Below are 5,267 nucleotides of genomic sequence, written 5' to 3' on the forward strand. Positions count from 1 at the left end.
TCTGCTCCGCCCACCCGGCAGGACGCGCCGCGGCACGCTCCGCCGCGCGCGCGACGCCGTGGCCGACGTACGGCACGGCCGCGAGCAGCGCCTTCGTGTAGTCGGCCTGCGGGTCGGCGAAGAGGTCGCGCGCCGCCGCCTCCTCGACCACCCTGCCCTGGTACATGACCGCGACGCGGTCCGCGAGATCGGCGACGACGCCCATGTTGTGCGTGATGAGCACGATCGCCGTGCCGAACTCGTCGCGCACGCGGCGCAGCAGGTCGAGGATCTCGGCCTGCACCGTGACGTCGAGCGCGGTCGTCGGCTCGTCGGCGACGATCAGTCCCGGCTCGAGCACGAGCGCCATGGCGATGACGATGCGCTGCTTCTGGCCACCCGAGAACTGGTGCGGGTAGTGGTCGACGCGGTGCTCCGGGTCGGGGATGCCGACACGGCCGAGGATCTCGATCGCCCGCTTCCGGGCATCGGCCTTCGACACCGCGCCGTGCGCGCGCAGGCCCTCCATGATCTGCCAGCCCACCGTGTAGACCGGGTTCAGCGCCGTCGACGGCTCCTGGAAGACCATCGCGACGTCGGTCCCGCGCACGGCTCGGAGCTCCGCCCCGGTGAGCGACACGATGTCCTGCTCGCCCGTGCCCGCGCGGTTCGAGAGCACGACCGCGCCGCTCGTCGTCGCGGTCTCCGGGAGCAGCCCGAGGATCGTCTTCGCCGTCACGGTCTTGCCCGAGCCCGACTCGCCGACGATGGCGAGCACCTCGCCGCGCTCCACCGAGAGGCTCACGTCGTCGACGGCCTTGACCGCCCCGGCATCCGTCGAGAACGAGACGCCGAGGTTCCTGATGTCGACCACCGTGCTCATCGCTTGACCTCGATCCCGTGCTCGTCGAACGTCTCCCCGTCCTCGAGACCCGCGAGCCCTCCGGGACCCGCGTCGAGGGCGCCGCCCGGCACGACCGAGGTCTCGGCGACCTCGCCCGCCGACTGCGCGACCCGGCGTCGCCCGCGCAGGCGCGGGTCGGCGAGGTCGTTGAGGCTCTCGCCGACGAGCGTGATGGCGAGGACCGTGAACACGATCGCGAGACCGGGGAAGAGCGCGGTCCACCAGATGCCGCTCGTGACATCGGACTGCGCCTTGTTCAGGTCGTAGCCCCACTCGGCGGCCGCGGTCGGCTCGATGCCGAAGCCGAGGAAGCCCAGTGCGGCGAGCGTCAGGATCGCCTCGGACGAGTTCAGCGTGATGATGAGCGGGAGCGTGCGCGTGGCGTTCCGGAACACGTGCCGGAACACGATGCGACGGTTCGGCGCCCCGAGCACCTTCGCCGACTCGACGTAGGCCTCCGCCTTGATCCGGACGGTCTCCGCGCGGATCACGCGGAAGTACTGCGGGATGAAGACCACGGTGATCGACCCCGCGGCGGCCAGGACGCCGCCCCAGAGGTTCGACTGCCCTCCCGAGATCACGATCGAGAGCACGATGGCGAGCAGGAGGGACGGGAACGCGTAGATCGCGTCGAACACGACGACGAGGATGCGGTCGAGCCATCCGCCGAAGTACCCGGCGTAGAGGCCGAGCGCGACGCCGATGAAGATCGCGAGGAGCACGGCGACGATGATCACGAGGATCGCCGTCTGGGTGCCCCAGATGACGCGCGACAGCACGTCGTAGCCGCCGACCGTGGTTCCGAAGGGATGCGCCGCGGAGGGCGGCTGCTGCGTGCCGAATCCGCCGTCGGCGTCGGCGCGCTGCGCGAAGCCGTACGGGGCGAGCAGCGGCGCGAAGATCGCGCAGAGCACGAAGACGAGCAGCATGAGCAGGCCCGCGACGAGCATGCCGCGCTGCAGCCCGACGCTCTGCCGGACCTGGCGGACGACGGGGATGCGATCGCGCCAGCGGTGCCCCGGGCGCGGGGTTACGGTGACGGCCATGTCAGTACCTCACCCTCGGGTCGATGAACGCCGCGATGACGTCGACGACGAAGTTCGTGAGCGCGACGATCACGGCGAGGAGCACGACGATGCCCTGCACGGCGACGAAGTCGCGCGACTCGAGGAACTCGGCGAGGATGAAGCCCAGCCCCTTCCACTCGAACGTGGTCTCGGTGAGGACCGCGCCGGCGAGCAGCAACGCGATCTGCAGGCCCATCACGGTGATGATCGGGATCAACGCGGGGCGGTACGCGTGCTTGCGGAGCAGCCGGGACTCGGCGACGCCGCGGGATCGCGCCGCGTCGACGTAGTCCGTCGCGAGCGTGCCGATGACGTTGGTCCGCACGAGGCGCAGGAAGATGCCCGCCGTGAGCAGCCCCAGCGCGACGGCCGGGAGCACGGCGTGCGAGAGCACGTCGAGGAGGATCTCGGGGTCGCCGGTCTGGATGGCGTCGATCGTGTAGAACCCGGTCCGGTTCGGCAGCGTCTGCATCTGCAGCTCGGCGCTGACGCTCGCGCGACCCGCGACGGGGAGCCATTTGAGCCAGACCGCGAAGATGAGCTTCAGCAGGAGGCCCGCGAAGAAGATCGGGACGGCGTACCAGATGATCGCCAGGACGCGGGCGATCGCGTCCTGCGCCTTGTCGCGGTGGTAGGCCGCGTACAGGCCGAGCGGCACGCCGACGGCGAACGCGACGATCAGCGAGTAGAAGACCAGCTCGAAGGTGGCGGGGCCGTAGGTGGTCAGGATCTCGACGACCGGCCGGTTCGTGGTCATCGTGCGGCCGAAGTCGCCCGTCGCGAGCTGTGCGAGGTACTCGAGGTACTGGACGATCAGCGGCCGGTCGTAGCCTGCTGCGGCTCGCAACTCCGCGAGCTGCTCGGGCCGGAGGCGGCCGCCCTGCGCCGCGGTGATCGGATCGCCGGTCGTCCGCGCCAGGAAGAAGACGACGGTGACGAGGATGAAGATGGTCGGGAAGATCAGGAGGAAGCGCACGAGCAGGTAGCGCCCGAATCCTCCTCCTGTGGCCTTGGGCCTGGGTCTGGCCGCGGCCGGCGCCTCGGATGAGGGCGCGGTGTCAACAGTGCTCATGGGTTCCTCACGAATGCAGGGAGACGGGGGCGACCCGCGGTAGCAGATCGCCCCCGTCGTCGTGCTGCGACGACTCTAGTCGGGACTCAGCCCTTCGAGAGCGCCGCGTAGCGGAACTTGAACGACGCGTCGAGGGTGTCCTCGGCGCCCTCCACGTCGGCGCCCACGACCGCGATCTGCGCACCCTGCATGTACGGGATCGTCGACAGGTCGGCGGCCACCGCGTCCTGGATCTCGCCGATGAGCGCGGCGCGCTCGTCGGCGTCGCCGGTCACCGACTGCTCGAGGATGAGGTCGTTGACCTCGGGGTTCTCGTAGTGGTTGGCGAGGAAGTTCTCCGTGAGGAAGAACGGCGACAGGTAGTTGTCGGCGTCGGAGTAGTCCGGGAACCAGCCGAGCTGGTAGGCCGGGTACAGGTCGGCGACGCGGTCGTCGGAGTACTGGACCCACTCGGTCGACTGCAGGTTCACGGTGAACAGGCCGCTCGACTCGAGGTTGTCCTTGATGATCGCGTACTCGTCGGACGACGACGGGCCGTAGCGCTCGGCGACGTACTGGATCGAGATGTCGACCGGCGTCTCGATGCCGGCGTCCTCGAGGCGCTGCGCGGCCTTGTCGGCGTCGGGCTGGCCCGCACCGTCGCCGTACTGCTCCTTCAGGGCCTCGTTGGCACCGGTGAGCCCCTCCGGCACGTACGAGTACAGCGGCGTGAAGGTGCCCTTGTACACGTCCTGCGAGATGGCCTCGCGGTCGATGAGGTCGGCGACCGCCTGGCGCACCGCGAGGGCCTTCGCCGGGTCGGCCTCGGCCGTGGTCGCGCCGAACGGCATCGTGTTGAAGTTGAAGACGAGGTAGCGGATCTCGCCGCCGGGGCCGTCGACGACCTTGACGTTGTCGTTGCCGCGGAGGTCCTCGATGTCGGTCGCGCTCAGCGTGCGGTTCGCGACGTCGATGTTGCCCTCCTGGACGTCGAGCTTCAGGTTGGACGCGTCGGTGTAGTACTTGACGTTCACCGTCTCCGTCTTCGCCTCGCCGAGGATGCCCTCGTAGTCGGGGTTGGACTTGTAGGCCACGAGGTTGTTGAAGTCGTAGCTCGTGATCGTGTACTGGCCGGCGAACGGCTCGCCCGCGACGATGTCGTCGTCCGACGTCAGCGCGTCGGCGGCGAACACCTCCTCGTCCACGATCGGACCGACCGGGCTCGAGAGGATGAGCGGGAAGATCTGGTCGTTCGGCGACTTCAGCGTGAAGACGACGGTCAGGTCGTCCGGCGTCTCGACGCTCTCGAGGTTGTAGAGCAGCGACGACGGGCCGTTCGGGTCGGCGATCGCGAGCTGGCGGTCGAACGTGAACTTCACGTCGGACGAGGTGAGCTCGTTGCCGTTGGCGAAGGTCAGGCCCTCCTTGAGGGTCACCGTGTACTCGTTCTCTGACGTGAACTCCGCGGTCTCGGCGATGTCGGGCTCGACATCGGGGCTGCCGTACGGCGTGTTCATCAGGAACGGGTAGACCTGGTTCATGACGGCGAAGGAGCCGTTGTCGTACGAGCCGGCCGGGTCGAGCGCGGTGATCTGCTCGGTCGTGCCGATGGTGAGCGTGCCGCCACCGGCCGAGTCCTCGTCGCCGCCGCCGGCGGTGCAGCCCGCGAGGGCGAGGGCTGCAGCGGAGAAGCCCGCGGCGAGCGCGAGGCCGCGCCGGCGGTTCGTGGATGCGGATGCCATATCCGTCTACCTCTTCCTGTCGGTGAGCGCGCGCGGGTTCGCCGCGTCGCGATCGTGTATCTCTCAGAGCTAGCACACGGCGCTGGTGGTGGCGCCCGGCACGGGGGCCGGCGAGGGCCGAATGTGACCGATCTGCAACCTTCGCGGCGGACGGAGCTGCACAGGATGAGCAGTCCTCGAATCCGGTGCCTGTCGATCCGCCCTCGGGCCGTCGTCAGTCTCCGCGAAGGGACCGTCGCTCCCCCTCGATGTCGACGAGCGCGCGCTGGATCATCGCGTACGTCGTCGTGTCGGCCGGGTCGGTGCGCTGCAGTCGGCCGAGCAGCTCCTGCTTCTGGCGCAGCAGCTCGCGGTCGACGAGCGCTCCGACGACGCCGCGCACGTATGCGGTGAGTTCGGCGTCGCCCCGCTGCGGGACCGGGAGGACGGCCAGCTGCTGCACGATGGACGCGAACGGCGGCGGCACCTCGGCGACGACGCGATCGACGGTGACGGGGCGGGCCGCGACCGCCGGCGGCGTCGCG

At 69.6% G+C, this 5,267-nt stretch carries 4 protein-coding genes and 1 pseudogene; all 5 read right to left on the reverse strand.

The features are described 5' to 3' along the window. Window positions 1-862, reverse strand: an 862-nt coding sequence (locus tag ESO86_RS10985) for an ABC transporter ATP-binding protein (RefSeq protein WP_165307669.1), incomplete at its 3' end; no start/stop codon positions are given. Then, window positions 859-1,929, reverse strand: a complete 1,071-nt coding sequence (locus ESO86_RS10990) for an ABC transporter permease (protein WP_242492325.1) — start codon at window positions 1,927-1,929, stop codon at window positions 859-861. The genes ESO86_RS10985 and ESO86_RS10990, both read right to left, overlap by 4 nt. Before the next feature lies 1 nt (window position 1,930). Continuing rightward, window positions 1,931-3,022, reverse strand: coding sequence for an ABC transporter permease (locus tag ESO86_RS10995; RefSeq protein WP_129234970.1), 1,092 nt, complete (start codon window positions 3,020-3,022; stop codon window positions 1,931-1,933). A gap of 86 nt (window positions 3,023-3,108) precedes the next feature. After that, window positions 3,109-4,743 (reverse strand): ABC transporter substrate-binding protein, encoded by a 1,635-nt coding sequence (locus ESO86_RS11000; RefSeq protein WP_129234972.1) that lies wholly within the window; start codon window positions 4,741-4,743, stop codon window positions 3,109-3,111. 214 nt (window positions 4,744-4,957) lie between these two features. Beyond that, a pseudogene (locus ESO86_RS18865) lies at window positions 4,958-5,267 on the reverse strand (DNA primase); the annotation flags it as partial.

Origin of the sequence: Agromyces binzhouensis (assembly GCF_004135055.1) — a bacterium.
GTDB lineage: Bacteria > Actinomycetota > Actinomycetes > Actinomycetales > Microbacteriaceae > Agromyces > Agromyces binzhouensis.